Below are 15,617 nucleotides of genomic sequence, written 5' to 3'. Positions count from 1 at the left end.
CAGCACGCTTGGGCAACCGCACATAAGAAAACAAAAGCGGGAAAAACCCTGGAAAACGCCTGTTTGCAACGCGACAACGACGTCTCAAAATTTTCTTGACACTCGAATAAAGAGCCTCAACAATCAAGCTGGCACTTTTTTCACTGCGCCATAAATCGAAAAAATGCCGATGGTGAGCTTGTGAGGAGGGAGCGGCTGCATCGCGCGGTCGTCGAGCTTTTCGAGGGCTCGTGGTAGTGACATGAGTTACAGGGGAAGTTGGAATGGCAACTGGTACGGTCAAATGGTTCAATGACGCAAAAGGTTTCGGATTCATCACGCCTGACGAAGGTGGTGAGGATCTGTTTGCACACTTCTCGGCCATCCAGATGAATGGGTTCAAGACCCTCAAGGAAGGTCAAAAAGTAACCTTCGAGGTCGTGCAAGGCCCGAAAGGCAAACAGGCATCGAACATCCAGGCACCTGCCTGAACCTGTTCGTTACCCGTCCTTTTGAAACCCGGCTTCATGCCGGGTTTCTTTTTTTGGGCGGCACATTCTGATTTACGGCAAATCGTGACCATTGCTTGAGGCGGGGATAACGCGAATACCCAAATATCGGACACCCGTCTCTCTTTCCGAACGCTTTCGATGCTCAACCGCTGCCGCCGGCCGTAAAAAAACCCCGGCCGCCTTACGGCGCCGGGGTTTTGACTCAGGCTGGAAAAACCAGCGCGAATCGCTTACATATTTTCGATCAACACCTGGCCAAAGCCCGAGCAGGACACCTGCGTCGCGCCTTCCATCAAGCGCGCGAAGTCATAGGTGACCCGCTTTTGCAGAATCGACTTTTCCATCGACTTGATGATCAGGTCGGCCGCTTCAGTCCAGCCCATGTGACGCAGCATCATTTCAGCCGAGAGAATTTCCGAACCCGGATTTACGTAGTCTTTGCCGGCGTACTTCGGCGCCGTGCCGTGGGTGGCTTCGAACATCGCGACCGAATCCGACATGTTCGCCCCCGGCGCAATCCCGATACCACCGACTTGCGCGGCCAGCGCGTCCGAAATGTAGTCGCCGTTCAGGTTCAGCGTGGCGATCACGTCGTATTCCGCCGGACGCAGCAGGATCTGCTGCAGGAACGCATCCGCAATCACGTCTTTCACCACGATGTCGCCACCCGTTTTCGGGTTCTTGATCTTCATCCACGGACCGCCGTCGATCAGTTCCGCGGCGAATTCCTTCTGCGCCAGCGCATAACCGTAGTCGCGGAACGCGCCTTCGGTGAACTTCATGATGTTGCCCTTGTGCACCAGCGTGACCGAGCGGCGATTGTTGTCGATCGCATACTGGATCGCCTTGCGCACGAGGCGCTCCGTGCCTTCGCGCGACACCGGCTTGACACCGATCCCCGAGGTTTCCGGGAAGCGGATCTTCTTCACACCCATTTCTTCGCGCAGGAACTTGATGACCTTCTTCGCATCTTCCGACCCGGCAGGCCATTCGATGCCAGCATAGATGTCTTCCGAATTCTCGCGGAAGATCACCATGTCGATCTTTTCGGGTTCACGCACCGGTGAAGGCACGCCCTTGAAGTACTGCACCGGGCGCAGGCAGACATACAGATCGAGTTCCTGACGCAGCGCGACATTCAGCGAGCGGATGCCGCCGCCGACCGGCGTGGTGAGCGGACCCTTGATCGAGACGACGTATTCCTTCAGCACCTGCAGCGTTTCTTCCGGCAGCCACACGTCCGGGCCGTACACCTTGGTCGACTTTTCGCCGGCGTAGATTTCCATCCAGTGGATTTTCTTTTTGCCCGCGTAGGCTTTTTCTACCGCGGCATCCACCACTTTCAGCATCACCGGCGTGATGTCGAGGCCCGTTCCGTCGCCTTCGATATACGGAATGATCGGCTGGTCGGAAATGTTGAGCGAGAAATCTGCGTTGACGGTGATCTTGTCACCGCCGGTCGGAACCTTGATGTGCTGGTACGGCATGATCGGACTCCAGTGAAGGCTGTGCTGAAAGCTGATGGGAGACTGCGGAAACTGGGTGCTCCTCGCTACGCAATGCCGGACGCCTGCGAGCGGCCTGGTCGTCTATTCTAGCCCACGCTGACGCAGGCCCGAGTCCGCATACGGCTCGGGGTTTTCCAACATTGTCGAAAATCAAAGTTAGCAACGCCGCTTACTCATCTATCTTATATAAGACATAAGACTTGGCGTGGCTCATTATGCATTATTATTCCGCCATTTACTACCGAGCAGCGCCCTTCCTGGCCTGCGCGGCACGCTCCCGCCGCCGCTCGACCTTCATTGATTCCTCTATGCGACTTCTCGCCCTGAACAAACCGTTCGGCACCATCTGTCAGTTTTCGCCGCACGAAACGCGGGCGTCGCTGGCCGACTGGGTGAAAGTGCCCGGCATCTATCCGGCGGGCCGGCTCGACTCCGATAGCGAAGGGCTGCTACTCCTCACCGACGACGGCGCGCTGCAGGCACGCATCGCGGAGCCGCGTCACAAACTTGTCAAACGTTATTGGGCACAGGTGGAAGGCGCAGTCGACGATGCCACCTTGAAGAAGCTCGCGCGCGGCGTCGATCTCGGCGACTACGTGACGCGGCCCTGCCGCGCCGAATACGTCGAGCCGACCGACTCGCTCTGGACCCGCACGCCGCCGATCCGCTATCGCGCAGCGATTCCGACCACGTGGATCGAATTGTCGATCACCGAAGGCAAGAACCGCCAGGTGCGACGCATGACCGCCGCGGTGGGTTTCCCCACATTGCGCCTCGTGCGCGCCGGTATCGGTGCACTCGATATTTTTTCGCTCGGGTTGCAGCCAGGAGAAAGTGTCGAGTTGCCGCTGAAGGCCCCATGGGAAGGCATCGCCTGAACACATTTGCATGCGCGCCATGTCTGCACTGAACCTGCATCGAACCGCTATTTCGACCCGCGTCTAAAAAGCTAACTCGTTGTATCCGCAAACAAAATAGCGCGTGAAACCAATATGAAAAACGCGTGAAACAATTGCGCTCACGATCGCTCTGCAGCCATTCATTTGCTTCAGCACGTTGGCATATAAATTTTCCACAAAATTCACGTCAACCGGTGCGCGAGCTCACGCGTTATTCGACGCAGATGCCGCCCGAAGCTATCCGGCATTCAGCCTTAAGGGCCTTTGCACACGCCGCTCTGGCGGTGAGTACGGGGAGTCTGAGCGCTAAGCAGACGCGTCGAGAAAAATGTTCGATGCGGCTGTCAACCGAAAGGTGGATGGCACGTTTACCGACATGACTCTACATATAACCGGGTCATTTGGTTAATCAACTAAAGCTGAGGATTTACAAAATGAACAAACTGATCGCCGCTCTGGTCGCTGGTCTCTTCGCAACGGCAGCATTCGCACAAGCTTCGGCACCGGCAGCAGCTTCGGCAGCTCCGGCAGCAGCAGCTTCGTCGGCAAAGAAGACCACGAAGCACGCTCACAAGAAGTCGCACAAGAAGGCAGCAGCAGCAGCTGCAGCTTCGGGCGCTTCGGAGTAAGTTTGTTGTAAAAACGCAGTCAAGAACTAGCTTCATTGCCGTTCTTACGGCGTTGAAAGGCAGATCACCGCAAGGCGATCTGCCTTTTTGTTTTTGACGCGCTCGCGTAACATTCGCGAGTTAAATTCCAGCAAGGAGTCATGCCGTGCGATTTCCCATGCGCTCGTTGATTGCGCGTTTCGCTGTTGCCGTTGCACTGCCGCTCGCCGCGATGTCGTTCGCCGCGACCACTGCTGCCCCCGCTCATGCGCAACAGATGCCGGCCGGTGCGAAGCAGCCCGGCGACTTTCCGCGCGCAAAGCTGACCGCGGGCATGTTCGTGATCGACGCAGCCGTCGCCGCTAACGACGCCGATCGCGAACAAGGTCTGATGTATCGCACGAACCTCGCGCCGAATGAAGGCATGCTGTTCGTCTTCAATGAAACCGCCGTGCATTGCTTCTGGATGAAGAACACGTTGATCCCGCTGTCGATCGCGTTCATGCGCGCCGACGGCACGGTCACCGACATCGACGAGATGCAGGCCGAGACCACCAACAATCACTGCCCGAAGAACAACGGCGTGTATGCGTTGGAAATGAGCAAGGGCTGGTTCTCGTCGAAAGGCATCAAACCGGGCATGAAGATCCAGGGCTTGCCGGCCGCGCAATAAAGGCGCGTCGACCACGACAACACCCTGCCGATTCTTCAGCAGCCGCTTTTGAAAAAAGCCGGTGCCTTTCGCAAGGCACCGGCTTTTTTCCATTCGGCGCGGGGCAGGCGATGCTCGGCAGCACGCGGTAGAGGCCGGCGGCGTCGCGCGAGCCCATACCAGCAGGCCTTCACACGCAGCTGGCAAGATTCCTGCAAAAGACAGGCCGACGCGCTATCCTAGTATTCTTGGCAAAGCAGCATCCAAGGCTCCCCGGGCAGCACAGACTGCCGCCCGGCAAGCGTTTCAGGCGCGCCATTTCAAGGAGGTTCACGTGCCCCGCAAGACTCCCATCGAGCGCTACCGGAATATCGGCATTAGCGCTCACATCGACGCCGGCAAAACCACCACCACTGAACGCATCCTGTTCTACACAGGCGTGACCCACAAGATCGGCGAGGTTCACGACGGTGCTGCGACGATGGACTGGATGGAACAGGAGCAGGAGCGCGGCATCACGATCACATCGGCTGCCACGACTGCTTTCTGGAAGGGTATGGCCGGCAACTATCCGGAACACCGGATCAACATCATCGACACCCCGGGTCACGTCGACTTCACGATTGAAGTTGAGCGCTCGATGCGCGTGCTCGACGGCGCCTGCATGGTGTACGACTCGGTTGGCGGCGTACAGCCACAATCCGAAACCGTGTGGCGTCAGGCGAACAAGTACAAGGTGCCGCGCATTGCGTTCGTCAACAAGATGGACCGCGTCGGCGCGGACTTCTTCCGTGTGCAGCGGCAAATCGGCGATCGCCTGAAGGGCGTCGCGGTGCCGATCCAGATTCCGGTCGGTGCGGAAGATCACTTCCAGGGCGTGGTCGACCTCGTCAAGATGAAGGCGATTTACTGGGACGAAGAGAACCAGGGCATCAAATTCGAGTACCGCGACATTCCGCCCGAGCTCGAGGCGACCGCGAAGGAATGGCACGACAAAATGGTCGAGTCCGCCGCTGAAGCGAGCGAGGAACTGCTCGACAAATATCTGCATGGCGGCACGCTGACCGAAGAGGAAATCAAGCACGGTATTCGTGTGCGTACCATCGCCAACGAGATCGTGCCGATGCTGTGCGGCAGCGCGTTCAAGAACAAGGGCGTGCAGGCCATGCTCGACGCGGTGATCGACTATCTGCCCTCGCCGCTCGACATCCCCGCGATTACCGGTCACGACGAGCACGACAACGAAATCGAACGGCATCCGAAAGACGACGATCCGTTCTCCGCGCTCGCCTTCAAGATCATGACCGACCCGTTCGTGGGCCAGCTGATTTTCTTCCGCGTGTATTCGGGCGTGGTGAATTCGGGCGATACCGTCTACAACGCGACCAAGGAAAAGAAGGAACGCCTTGGCCGGATCCTGCAGATGCATGCGAACGAGCGCAAGGAAATCAAGGAAGTCTACTGCGGCGACATTGCCGCGGCAGTCGGCCTGAAAGAAGCGACCACGGGCGACACGCTGTGCGATCCGCAGCACGTGATCATCCTTGAAAAGATGATCTTCCCGGAGCCGGTGATTTCGCAGGCCGTCGAGCCGAAGACCAAGGTCGACCAGGAAAAGATGGGCATCGCGCTCAATCGTCTGGCGCAGGAAGACCCGTCGTTCCGCGTGCAGACGGATGAAGAATCCGGCCAGACCATCATCTCCGGGATGGGCGAGTTGCACCTGGAAATTCTGGTCGACCGGATGAAGCGCGAGTTCGGCGTCGAGGCGACCGTCGGCAAGCCGCAGGTGGCTTACCGCGAAACGGTGCGCAACAAGGTCGAAGACGTCGAAGGCAAGTTCGTCAAGCAGTCAGGCGGCCGCGGCCAGTACGGCCACGCGGTGATCACGCTCGAACCGTCGGCGCAAGGCAAGGGCTACGAATTCGTCGACGCGATCAAGGGCGGTGTGATTCCGCGTGAATACATTCCGGCGGTCGACAAGGGCATTCAGGAAACGCTGAAGGCCGGCGTGCTGGCGGGCTATCCGGTGGTCGACGTGAAAGTGACGTTGACCTTCGGTTCGTACCACGACGTCGACTCGAACGAAAACGCGTTCCGCATGGCCGGTTCGATGGCGTTCAAGGACGCGATGCGCAAGGCCAAGCCGGTACTGCTCGAACCGATGATGGCCGTCGAAGTGGAAACACCGGAAGACTTCATGGGCAACGTGATGGGCGATCTGTCGAGCCGCCGCGGCATGGTGCAAGGCATGGAAGACATCGCCGGCGGTGGCGGCAAGCTGGTGCGCGCCGAAGTGCCGCTCGCGGAGATGTTCGGCTATTCGACGTCGCTGCGTTCGGCAACGCAAGGGCGCGCGACGTACACGATGGAGTTCAAGCACTACGCTGAAACGCCGAACAACGTCGCGGAAGCCGTGATCAACGCGAAGCATAAATAAGCGCTATGGGTTGCAACATGCTATGTGCTGCAACCCGAAATCGAATGCGACGCAATGAAAGCAGATAGCAAAAGGCCCGTCCCCTGTGGATGGGCCTTTTTTTCGTGCGCGGCGGCGCCTGCGGCAGCCGGCAACACACACGTTTTTGAACGTGCAAAAATGCCAGGCGGCGCCGTGCTGACCGCCCGGAATAACGCCCACGAGGAGACGCACCATGAGCCAGGATCACGAACACCCGCACTACAAGGACGAGCAACCGGCGGCGCCAATCGATTGGCGCGAGCACGGCGTCAAGGTCATCAAGGGCGACCAGCTCGACAGCAATACCGCGCAAACGCCGGGCATGAACCGCGCGGCGGCGATCAACGCGGCGCGCGTCGGCGCGCAGAAAATCTGGGCCGGCACCGTGACGATCCATCCGAATGCGAAGACCGGCGCGCATCATCACGGCGCGCTCGAAAGCGTGATCTACGTGGTGCGAGGCCAGGCACGCATGCGCTGGGGCGAGCATCTCGAGTTCACGGCCGAAGCCGGTCCGGGCGACTTCATCTTCGTGCCGCCCTTTGTGCCGCATCAGGAAATCAACGCGAGCACCGACGATCCGCTCGAATGCGTGCTGGTGCGCAGCGACAATGAAGCGGTGGTGGTGAATCTGAATATCGACGCGGTGGAAGCCCCGGAAACGGTCTTCTGGGTCGATCCGATTCACAAGCATCCGCACGATCACTAAACCTCTTTCACGCAACCCATGACGCCGACCGCCTCGCTGCGCCCTCGCCTCATCACGCTGTATGCCGTCCTGATCGCCGCCAATCTCGGCGCATGGGCGTGGGCGCTGATCGCGTTTCGCCACTATCCGCTGCTGCTCGGCACCGCGCTGCTCGCCTATGGCTTCGGTCTGCGCCACGCGGTGGATGCGGACCACATCGCCGCGATCGACGCCGTGACGCGCAAGCTGATGCAGGCGGGCAAGCGGCCACTCGGCGTGGGCCTGGCATTTTCGCTGGGCCATTCGACTATCGTGATTCTGGCGACGATCGGCATTGCGTGGACGGCGCACTCGCTGCACGGCCGCTTCGAGACCTTCAAGGTGGTAGGCGGCCCGATAGGCACCGTCGTCTCGGCGGTGTTTCTGCTGGTGCTGGCGTGCGTGAACCTCGTGATTCTGCGCGACGTGTGGCGCCGCTATCGCCACGTCCAACGCGGCGGCGAACTCGCTGCTGAAACGTCGGCAAACATCGCGCCCGCCGGTCTGTTGTCGCGCGCATTGCGGCCGATGTTCCGGCTCGTGACGAAAAGCTGGCACATGTACCCGGTCGGCGTGCTGTTCGGCCTCGGCTTCGATACCGCGACCGAGATCGGCCTGCTGGCGATTGCCGCGTCCGAAGCCGGCAAAGGTCTGCCGCTGTATTCGATCCTCGTGTTCCCGGCGCTCTTCACCGCGGGCATGACACTGGTCGATTCGACCGACAACGTGCTGATGGTCCACGCCTACGGCTGGGCCATGGACGATCCGAAGCGCAAGCTCTACTACAACGCGAGCATCACGTTCGTTTCGGCGGTGGTGGCGATCGTCATTGGCGGCGTCGAAGCGCTGGGACTGCTGTCGGACAAACTCGGTTTGAACGGCGGTGTTTGGGATGCAGTGGGGAGTCTCAACGAGCACTTCGGCGCGCTGGGCTACGGCATCGTCGCAACCTTCATGGCGTGCTGGATCGGCTCGGTACTGTTCCATCGCTGGCGCCGCGCCGACACGGTTGCGCGGTAAATCCAGTTTGCCTACGCGGAGGATCGGTAAGGTTTCCACGGCGGCGACGGCGTAACGGCAATTTCCGCGCTGCGGCATCGTGCGCTTCGCGCAGGCCGTGCGAGACAGCCCACGAGCGTTGTCGTGACGACACACGCCGGCCCTTTTATACGCCAAACGGAGACCGGACCGCGCTGCAAGCGCGCCGAACCGGCGGGCAATCGCTTACACTGAAACCGCTTTTCAGCACTGCAGCGCGCTGCAGCTTTTCGTCATTGCAATAAGTCGCCTTGTCGCGCGTATCCGGCGCGGCCCTTCAGAACCGACAGCAGAACGGACTGGACACTCCATCGATGAAGACTCCCGCGGACCGATTTCTCGAACTCGACCTAGCCCGCCGCACCGCCGACGCCTACGGCAATCACGCCATCGACGAATTCATCGCCGGCCGCATCACGCGCCGCGATCTGCTGCGCTATGCGAGCGTGATCGGTTTGTCGCTGGCTGGCGGCGGCGTGCTGAATGCGCCGCGAGCCCGCGCGCAAAACGCAGCGAGTCCGTCCAACCAGACAATCCGCGTAGCCCACCTGACGCCGGCCGGCGCCGTCGATCCGCTCACCGTGAACGATGCCGCGAGCCTCGCGCTGCTGAACCAGACCGGCGAGTTCCTGATCGACGACGACGGCGAAAAACTCATGCTGAAGCCGGCGCTCGCCTTGTCGTGGAAGGCGAACGACAAGGGCGACGTGTGGACCTTCGCGCTGCGCCCGAACGTCAAATTCCACGACGGCCAGGCGTTCACCGCCAAAGACGTCGTCGCCACCTTCGATCGCCTCGCCGATCCGGCAAGCGGTTCGGCAGCGCTCTCGGTGTTGAAAGGCGTGCTGTCGAAAGGCGGTGCAAAGGTCGTCGACGAGCACACGGTCGCCTTCCATCTCGATGCACCGAACGGCAACTTCCCGTACTACGTTTCCTCGGACAATTTCAACGCCGTGATCCTGCCCGCGAACTATGCGGGTGGTTATGAAAAGAGCTTCATCGGCACCGGTCCGTTCAAGCTCGAAAAGTATCAGGCGAAGGTCGGCGCCTCGTTCGTGCGCAATCCGGACTACTGGGGCGACAAAGCGTTACCGCAACGCGTACAGTTCTCGTTCTACGCCGACGAACAGGCGCAAATGCTCGCGCTGCAAGGCCATCAGGCCGATGTAATGGGCACGTTCACTGTGCAGGGCGGCGCCGGTATTCTGAACAATCCGGACTACAAGGCAATCGGCGTGAAGTCGAGCGCGCATCGCCAGATTCATATGCGCAACGACAACCCGCTGTTCAAGGACAAGCGCGTGCGCCAGGCGCTGGCGTTATCGCTCGATCGCGACGTGCTGGTGCGAGGGCTGTTCAAGGGCCGTGCGCAGATCGGCAACGACAGCCCGTTCGCACCGGTATTTCCGTCTTCCGATGCAGGCGTCGCGCAACGCAAGATCGACATCGCGAAGGCGAAGCAACTGCTTGCGCAAGCGGGTGTGCCGAACGGCTTCGACGTCACGCTGACCACCGAGAAGTACATGGAGATTCCCGATCTCGCGGTGGTTGTGCAGAACGCAGCGAAGGCGATCGGCGTGCGCATCAATCTGAAGGTGGAGAGTCAGTCGCTGTACTACGGCGCGGGCACACCGGGCAAATCGGATTGGCTCGACTCGCCGCTCGGCATCACCGACTACGGTCATCGCGGCGTGCCGAACGTGTTTCTGAACGCGCCGCTCACCAGCACGGGCACGTGGAACGCCGCGCACTTCAAGAACCCGCAGTACGATCAACTGGTCGCGCAGTTCGTCGCGGCAGTCGACCTCGGCACGCAGAAGAAAATCTCTGGGCAGATCCAGACGCTGCTGCTCGATGAAACGCCCGTGATCATTCCGTTCTTTTACGATCAGTTGATCGCGATGCGCAAGGGCGTGAACGGCGTGCGCTTTACCGCGCTCGCGCAACTCTATTTCGACCGCGCGGTGTTGAGCGCGTGATGTGGATGCAAAAGCGGTGAACGCGAAAGCAGTGGGCGCGAAAGCCATTGAAAGCATGAGCGCACGGCACTTCTTCGGCAGGAGATCACGATGTCGACCACGGTGACCCCTTCCGCCTCTCCGGTCCCCAGCGGCAACGCCGGCCGTGTCGCGCGATTTCTGGCGACGCGGGTCGGTTTGTCGTTGATTACGCTGTGGCTGCTGTCCGTGATCGTGTTCGCGGGCGGCCAGTTGCTGCCTGGCGATATCGGCCGCGCGGTGCTCGGGCCGCTCGCCGATGCGCGCGCGGTCGCCGCACTCAACCATCAGCTCGGCGCGGACCGGCCGCTCATGACGCAATACGTCGAGTGGATCTCGCATTTCGTGCGCGGCGACATGGGACTCTCCTATGCGTACCGTGAACCGGTTGCGCCGTTTATCGCCGACGCCATGGCGCATTCGGCCAAGCTCGGTCTGCTCGCGTTTATCGTCGTCGTGCCGCTCGGCATTGCGGGCGGTGTCTGGTCGGCCATGCACGCGGGACGCTGGCTCGATCGCACCATCAGCATCGCCGGTTTGTCGGCGACCGTGGTGCCGGAGTTCGTCTCGTCGATCGTGCTGATTCTGGTGTTCGGCGTGTGGCTGCGTTGGTTGCCGATCGAAGCGTCGTATCCGCCCGAAGCAAGCGCTCTCGAACAATTGCGGCATCTGATTCTGCCGGTGCTGCCGCTGGTGCTGGTGTTCTTCGGCTACATCGCGAGAATGGCGCGCGCGGGCACCGTCGAAGCGCTCGATGCGGACTACACCCGCACCGCGATTCTCAAAGGCTTGCCGCGCCGTACCGTGATCTGGCGACACGTGTTGCGTAATGCGCTGCTGCCGACCATCACCGTCGCCGCCACGCAGCTCGGCTACATGATCGGCGGCCTCGTGGTGGTCGAGACGCTGTTCCACTATCAAGGTATCGGCTCGCTGATCTACAACGCCGCCAAGGCCAAGGATTTTCCGATGCTCGAAGCGGGCGTGCTGACGATCGGCGTGGTCTACACCGTCGCCAACCTCGTCGCGGATGCACTGCATATCCTGCTCAATCCGCGACTGCGAGTGAGGAGCGCCGAATGAGCACCATCGTTCCGCCGGCCGCGCCGCCCGCGCCACGCCCGGCTACCGAACCGCGCTTCGACCAGTTGCGCGTGCTGCTGCGCTCGCCCACGTTTGTGGTCGGCGTGTTGATCGTTGGATGGTGGGTCGTCTGTGCGATCGCCGGGCAATGGATCGTGCGAATCGACCCGTATGCCTCCGATCCGCTCAATTCGCTCACGCCGCCCGATAGCACGCATTGGTTCGGCACCGATCAGCTCGGCCGTGACGTGTTCTCTCGAGTGATTGTCGGCGCGCGCGACATTCTGACCATCGCGCCTTTGGCGACCCTGCTCGGCACGGTCGCGGGCACTGCGCTGGGATTGATCGTCGGCTACTTCGAGGGCTGGGTCGATAACGTCGTGGGCCGCGCAATCGACGCCGTGCTCGCGCTGCCGCTCGTGATCGTCGCGTTGCTCGCGCTGGCCGCGGTCGGTGCATCGAACTTCACCGTGATTCTCGTGATCGGCATTACCTTCACGCCGATCACCGCGCGCACCGTGCGCGCCGCCGTGTTCGCCGAACGGCATCTGGACTACGTCGCCGCCGCGCAACTGCGTGGCGAACGCGCGCCGTACATCATGTTCGCCGAGATTCTGCCGAACGTGCTGCCGCCGATCATCGTCGAGGCGACCGTGCGGCTCGGGTATGCCATTTTCGCGGTCGCCACGCTGTCGTTTCTTGGTTTCGGCATTCAACCCCCTTCGGCCGATTGGGGGCTCGCGCTGTCCGAGTCGTACACGCTGATGGCCGGTGGCGCATGGTGGACCGTGGTGTTCGCCGCCGGCGCCATCGCTTCGCTCGTGGTCGGCGTAAATCTGATCGCCGATAGCGTGCAAGGAGTGCTCGACCGATGAACGGCCCGCCGCCCTCCTCGTTCCCCGCCTTCGACGTCTCGAAGAGCGATCGCACGGATGCGCTGACCGTCGTCGGCCTGACGGTCACGTACCGGATGCGCGGACGCGATCGTGAAGTGCTGCAGGACGTCTCGTTTCGCGTGCGGCGCGGCGAAGCCTATGGCCTCGTCGGCGAATCGGGCTGCGGCAAGTCGACGGTCGCAATGGCGGCGCTGCGCTATCTGCCGCGTAACGGCAAGGTGAAGGCCGGCAAGATCATCATCGCCGGCCAGGACGTGCAGAAGCTCGACGCGGACGCGTTACGCACGATGCGCGCGAACGCGATTTCGATGGTCTATCAGGACCCAGGCCGCGCGTTGAATCCGTCACTGACGATCGCACGGCAAGTCACGGAAGCCTTCGAAGCCGCCGGCGTCTCGCGCGACGAAGCCGTGCGGCGCACGGTCGAGATACTGCAGCGGGTGCGCATTGCTGCACCCGAACGCGTGATGGACAGCTATCCGCATCAGTTGTCGGGCGGCATGCAGCAACGCGTGGTGATCGCGATGGCGCTCGCCTCAAATCCGGCCTTGCTGATTCTCGACGAACCGACCACCGGCCTCGACGCCACCGTCGAAGCCGAAGTGCTCGATCTCGTGGCGCAACTGCGCGAAGAACTCGGCACCGCGGTGCTGTTCATCAGCCACAATCTCGCGGTGATTGGCCGGATGTGCGAGCGCGTCGGCGTGCTGTACGCGGGCAAGCTGGTCGAGGAAGGCGCCACCCAGGACGTGTTCGCACGGCCACGTCATCCTTATACGGTCGGACTGCTGCGCTGTTTGCCGACCACGGGACGCAGCAAGGACACCGAGCGGCTCGACACCATCGCGGGCAATTTGCCCTTGCCCGGCTCGGTCAAGCAAGGCTGCATTTACGCCGACCGCTGCCGGCTCGCCGACGACCGCTGCCGTCGTGAAGCACCGCCGCCCTATCGCGTGAGTGCCGCACACGGCGATCAGATGTCGCGCTGCCATTACCACGAACGCGCAATCGAACTGCCGCGTGCGTCCGCGGAAGGACTGCCTCTGCATGGCGATGCGTTGCGCGAGAGCGAGCGCCCCGCTCTCGTGCTGCGCGCGGAAAAACTCTCGAAGACATTCCACGTATCCGGCGCTCCGCTGCGCGCGGTCGACAACGTCTCGATCGATCTCGCCAGTGGCGAAACGCTCGGCCTTGTCGGTGAATCCGGCAGCGGCAAGACAACGCTCGCGAAACTGATGCTCGGCCTGCTCACACCGGACGCGGGCAGCGTGCTCGAACTCGACGGCACACCGCTCGCCGCGCGCGTCACGCGACGCAACGACGAGCAGGTCAAGTCGCTGCAGATCGTGTTCCAGAATCCGGACTCGGCGCTCAATCGCGCGCATTCGGTGAAGCGGCTGATCGGTCGTGCGTTGTCGCGCCTCACCGCGCTGCGCGGCGCTGCAATCGACGAACGGCTCGCTACGTTGACAGCGGCCGTGCGTTTGCCCGAACGCTATCTCGGTTCGCGCACGCGTCAGTTGTCCGGCGGACTCAAGCAGCGCGTGGCGATCGCGCGCGCGTTTGCCGGTGAGCCGCGCGTGGTGGTTTGCGACGAACCCACGTCCGCGCTCGACGTCTCCGTGCAGGCCGCGATCCTCAACCTGCTCGCCGATCTGCAACGCGAGCGCGGCGTGAGCTACGTGTTCATCTCGCATGACCTGCATGTGGTGCGCTATCTGTCGGATCGCATCGCAGTGCTGTACCTCGGCCGGCTGCTGGAGATCGGACCGGCAGCCGCGGTTTTCGGCGGACCGCATCATCCCTACACCGAAGCGCTTCTGTCTTCGGTGCCGACCCTCGACGCCCACGACAACACCGCCCGCATACGGCTGTCCGGCGATCTGCCGAGCGCCGCATCGCCGCCGTCCGGTTGCGTGTTCCACACGCGCTGCCCGCGCAAACTCGGAGCGATCTGCGAGCAGGAAGACCCGCCCTTCCTCGAAGCCGGCAGCGGTGACGCGGGTCAGCCGTCCGCGCATCGCATCCGCTGTCATATCCCCGTCGACGACCTGCGTGTACTGCAATTCGCCGCGCGCGACAACGCCGGCAAGGTCTCCGGCAGCGGCTCGGAAAACACACCGGAAAACGCCGCGCGCAACGAATAACGCGCAATAAGGCGACTTTCCGGCCACGCGTTTCATCATCGAAACATTTTCCTGCGTTTTTTCCTCGCGGCCATCGCACACCCCTATCCGACGCCCGTCGCCGCAAGGCTTTGCGGACCGTGGCATGGATATCGCTAAGTACTGTCCAGACATTCGAATCCAGAAGAGATCGGAAGAGATCGGAAGAGATCGGAAGAGAGCCTGAGAGCGCCGCTTACGCGAATCGCAGTGACAAGAAGCGATACGTGACGAAGCGCGTTTGAACGGTATCGGCTGAAGCGCACGCAAGCGTTTGTCAGCAAACCGGCTACGGCGCCGGGAAGACAGTGATGGTGTTTGACTTGCATCCGCAAAACAGACTCGGGGGACGGCGAGGCTCGCGTTCAGACAGGCCCGGCGTCGGCGATTCAGCGTGGGAGATGGCGGCAGCGAGGTGTCGGCGTCCCCTCGGGAGAGACGTGATGAAAACCACAAAATTCAATCAGTACTACTTCGGGGTACTACGGAGTACGGCAATCGCGGCGGGCGTAGCTTTGCTGATCACCCAGGTCGCGTATTCGGCGTCGACGGATGCGGTCCCCAAGTTGATGACGGTTGCCGATGCACCGCTGCCTGCAAGCGGCGCGCACGCAGCGACGCAAAGCGTGCAGGACGACAGTTCGGCGGCGGGCGCAGCGGCGACTGGCACCGCGCCTGATGAACCGACCGCTGCCGACGACGCAGCCATTGTGTTCAGTCCGCGCGATTGCACAACCACCAGTATCGGCGGGTGCACGCAGCATCGCGGCGGCAACGGCGCGGCGAGCGCTGGCAGCGGTGGCGCAGGTGCGAGCGGTAATGGCGCCGGCGGCGCAGCGGGCTCGGGCAGTGGCGGCGGCAAGGGTAACGGCAGCGGTAGCGGCGGTGGAAGTAGCGGCGGTGGCAGCAGCGGTGGCGGCAGCAGCGGTGGCGGCAGCAGCGGTGGCGGCAGCAGCGGTGGCGGCAGCAGCGGTGGCGGCAGCAGCGGTGGCGGCAGCAGCGGCGGTGGCAGCAGCGGCGGTGGCAGCAGCGGCGGTGGCAGCAGCGGCGGTGGCAGCAGCGGCGGTGGCAGCAGCGGCGGCGGCAGCAGCG

General features: G+C 62.0%; 12 protein-coding genes and 1 pseudogene. 12 read left to right on the top strand and 1 reads right to left on the bottom strand.

What is annotated here, in order from left to right; all coding sequences use genetic code 11:
• Nucleotides 1–263: 263 nt before the first annotated feature.
• Entirely contained in the window at nucleotides 264–470 is a 207-nt protein-coding gene (locus tag M0D68_RS21550) for a cold-shock protein (RefSeq protein ID WP_007180614.1), read from the top strand.
• Nucleotides 471–721: 251 nt separating this feature from the next.
• Here M0D68_RS21550 and icd read toward each other — a convergent pair whose 3' ends face one another.
• A complete protein-coding gene (gene icd / locus M0D68_RS21545) occupies nucleotides 722–1,978 on the bottom strand; it encodes an NADP-dependent isocitrate dehydrogenase (RefSeq protein WP_200618012.1) in 1,257 nt (418 codons plus the stop codon).
• A 329-nt stretch (nucleotides 1,979–2,307) separates the two neighbouring features.
• Between icd and M0D68_RS21540 the strand changes: the two genes are divergently transcribed.
• From M0D68_RS21540 to M0D68_RS21490, 11 genes and pseudogenes are all read left to right on the top strand, one after another.
• Nucleotides 2,308–2,877 carry a pseudouridine synthase gene (locus M0D68_RS21540; RefSeq protein ID WP_054042670.1) on the top strand — a complete coding sequence of 190 codons (570 nt, stop codon included), beginning with the start codon at nucleotides 2,308–2,310 and terminating at the stop codon, nucleotides 2,875–2,877.
• Between the two features lie 455 nt (nucleotides 2,878–3,332).
• On the top strand, nucleotides 3,333–3,527 hold the full coding sequence (locus tag M0D68_RS21535) for a hypothetical protein (RefSeq protein ID WP_011489640.1): 195 nt from the start codon (nucleotides 3,333–3,335) through the stop codon (nucleotides 3,525–3,527).
• Nucleotides 3,528–3,672: 145 nt separating this feature from the next.
• Nucleotides 3,673–4,179 (top strand): DUF192 domain-containing protein, encoded by a 507-nt coding sequence (locus M0D68_RS21530; RefSeq protein ID WP_093638877.1) that lies wholly within the window; start codon nucleotides 3,673–3,675, stop codon nucleotides 4,177–4,179.
• A 313-nt stretch (nucleotides 4,180–4,492) separates the two neighbouring features.
• Nucleotides 4,493–6,598 carry an elongation factor G gene (gene fusA, locus M0D68_RS21525; protein ID WP_200618010.1) on the top strand — a complete coding sequence of 702 codons (2,106 nt, stop codon included), beginning with the start codon at nucleotides 4,493–4,495 and terminating at the stop codon, nucleotides 6,596–6,598.
• Nucleotides 6,599–6,812: 214 nt separating this feature from the next.
• Nucleotides 6,813–7,328, top strand: coding sequence for a cupin domain-containing protein (locus M0D68_RS21520; RefSeq protein WP_200618008.1), 516 nt, complete (start codon nucleotides 6,813–6,815; stop codon nucleotides 7,326–7,328).
• 18 nt (nucleotides 7,329–7,346) lie between these two features.
• Nucleotides 7,347–8,366: a HoxN/HupN/NixA family nickel/cobalt transporter gene (locus tag M0D68_RS21515; RefSeq protein ID WP_200618005.1), complete on the top strand. Its 1,020-nt coding sequence runs from the start codon at nucleotides 7,347–7,349 to the stop codon at nucleotides 8,364–8,366.
• A 332-nt stretch (nucleotides 8,367–8,698) separates the two neighbouring features.
• A complete protein-coding gene (locus tag M0D68_RS21510; RefSeq protein WP_200618004.1) occupies nucleotides 8,699–10,363 on the top strand; it encodes an ABC transporter substrate-binding protein in 1,665 nt (554 codons plus the stop codon).
• A 90-nt stretch (nucleotides 10,364–10,453) separates the two neighbouring features.
• Nucleotides 10,454–11,464 (top strand): ABC transporter permease, encoded by a 1,011-nt coding sequence (locus tag M0D68_RS21505; protein WP_200618003.1) that lies wholly within the window; start codon nucleotides 10,454–10,456, stop codon nucleotides 11,462–11,464.
• Complete coding sequence (locus M0D68_RS21500; RefSeq protein WP_093638859.1) at nucleotides 11,461–12,339, top strand: ABC transporter permease; 879 nt, start codon at nucleotides 11,461–11,463, stop codon at nucleotides 12,337–12,339. The genes M0D68_RS21505 and M0D68_RS21500 overlap by 4 nt, the downstream gene beginning before the upstream one ends.
• A complete protein-coding gene (locus M0D68_RS21495) occupies nucleotides 12,336–14,507 on the top strand; it encodes an ABC transporter ATP-binding protein (RefSeq protein ID WP_200618002.1) in 2,172 nt (723 codons plus the stop codon). The genes M0D68_RS21500 and M0D68_RS21495 overlap by 4 nt, the downstream gene beginning before the upstream one ends.
• 461 nt (nucleotides 14,508–14,968) lie before the next feature.
• A pseudogene (locus tag M0D68_RS21490) lies at nucleotides 14,969–15,617 on the top strand (hypothetical protein); the annotation flags it as partial.

The sequence above is a fragment of the Paraburkholderia sp. SEWSISQ10-3 4 genome (genome assembly GCF_030464785.1).
GTDB lineage: Bacteria > Pseudomonadota > Gammaproteobacteria > Burkholderiales > Burkholderiaceae > Paraburkholderia > Paraburkholderia aspalathi.
Note: the sequence above shows the minus strand (reverse complement) of the source record. Positions and strands in the feature narration are given on the sequence as shown.

Coding starts and splice junctions, on each gene's coding strand:
- M0D68_RS21550 (WP_007180614.1), top strand. CDS start 264: ATGGCAACTGGTACGGTCAAATGGTTCAATGACGCAAAAGGTTTCGGA.
- icd (WP_200618012.1), bottom strand. CDS start 1,978: ATGCCGTACCAGCACATCAAGGTTCCGACCGGCGGTGACAAGATCACC.
- M0D68_RS21540 (WP_054042670.1), top strand. CDS start 2,308: ATGCGACTTCTCGCCCTGAACAAACCGTTCGGCACCATCTGTCAGTTT.
- M0D68_RS21535 (WP_011489640.1), top strand. CDS start 3,333: ATGAACAAACTGATCGCCGCTCTGGTCGCTGGTCTCTTCGCAACGGCA.
- M0D68_RS21520 (WP_200618008.1), top strand. CDS start 6,813: ATGAGCCAGGATCACGAACACCCGCACTACAAGGACGAGCAACCGGCG.
- M0D68_RS21515 (WP_200618005.1), top strand. CDS start 7,347: ATGACGCCGACCGCCTCGCTGCGCCCTCGCCTCATCACGCTGTATGCC.
- M0D68_RS21510 (WP_200618004.1), top strand. CDS start 8,699: ATGAAGACTCCCGCGGACCGATTTCTCGAACTCGACCTAGCCCGCCGC.
- M0D68_RS21505 (WP_200618003.1), top strand. CDS start 10,454: ATGTCGACCACGGTGACCCCTTCCGCCTCTCCGGTCCCCAGCGGCAAC.
- M0D68_RS21500 (WP_093638859.1), top strand. CDS start 11,461: ATGAGCACCATCGTTCCGCCGGCCGCGCCGCCCGCGCCACGCCCGGCT.
- M0D68_RS21495 (WP_200618002.1), top strand. CDS start 12,336: ATGAACGGCCCGCCGCCCTCCTCGTTCCCCGCCTTCGACGTCTCGAAG.